Below are 1,262 nucleotides of genomic sequence, written 5' to 3' on the forward strand. Positions count from 1 at the left end.
CTGAAGTACTCCTCCGATCCGCAGGCTCCCAACCAGGCCAACCTCGTGCAGACGGCCATCGACTCGAAGGTCGACGGGCTCGCGCTCACCCTCGCCACCCCCGAGGCGATGGCTCCCGCCGTCAAGAGCGCGCAGGACGCAGGCATCCCGATCTCCGCGTTCAACGCCGGATACGGAGCCTGGAAGGACATGGGGGTCACCCAGTACTTCGGGCAGGACGAGACCATCGCCGGCCAGGCCGCGGGGAACCGGCTGAACGAGGACGGCGCCAAGCACGTCATCTGCGTCATCCAGCAGCAGGGCCAGATCCAGCTCGAATCCCGTTGCGCCGGCGCCAAGCAGACCTTCCGCGGCACGTTCGAGACCCTCAACGTGAACGGTGAGGACATGCCGTCGGTGAACTCGACGATCGCTGCCAAGCTCCAGCAGGACCCGTCCATCGACGGTGTGCTCACGCTCGGCGCTCCGATAGCCCTCACCGCCGTGCAGTCGGTCGGCAACGCGGGCAGCCCGGCCAAGGTCTACACGTTCGACACCAACGCGGCACTCGTCGACGCCATCTCGGACGGCAGCGTGCAGTGGGCCATCGACCAGCAGCCGTACCTGCAGGGCTACCTGGCCATCGATTCGCTGTGGCTCTACCTCAACAACGGCAACGTCATCGGCGGCGGCGGACCGACTCTGACCGGGCCGTCGTTCATCGACAAGTCCAACATCGACAAGGTCGCCGAGTACGCCAAGGCCGGCACCCGCTGATCGGCGGTCGATCACATGTCAGGACACACGATCCGGACCCCGGTGGGTCCATCTCACGCACACACCATCACCATCGACCCGGTCGCACGACCGGCCGGCATCGCACAACGCTGAGATCCACCGGCGCGGAGAGGAAATCATGTCCACACAGCAAGATCTGGACCTTGCCAGTCACAAGGTCGTCCACGACGAGCGGGTGAAGGAGCAGAAACGCCTGCAGCGTCTGCTGGTCCGCCCCGAGATCGGTTCCCTGTTCGGTGCGATCGCCATCTTCGTCTTCTTCATGGTCGTCGCCCCCCCGTTCCGCAGCCCCGAAGCGCTGGCGACGGTGCTCTACGCCTCGTCGACGATCGGGATCATGGCGTGCGCGGTGGCACTGCTGATGATCGGCGGGGAATTCGACCTCTCCGCCGGCGTCGCCGTCACCACCAGCTCCCTGGCGGCGTCGATGATCGCCTACAACCTGCACCTGAACCTGTGGGCCGGCGCCGCCCTCGCCCTCGTGG

At 66.3% G+C, this 1,262-nt stretch carries 1 protein-coding gene and 1 pseudogene; both read left to right on the forward strand.

The genetic code is table 11. From position 1 onward, the window contains the following. Positions 1-756: substrate-binding domain-containing protein (locus AC1D1G_RS45325; protein ID WP_477956956.1), on the forward strand; the 756-nt coding region annotated here is incomplete at its 5' end. A 139-nt stretch (positions 757-895) separates the two neighbouring features. Then, positions 896-1,262, forward strand: a pseudogene (locus tag AC1D1G_RS45330) (ABC transporter permease); the annotation flags it as partial.

It is taken from the genome of Rhodococcus sp. P3_B8, from assembly GCF_056402775.1.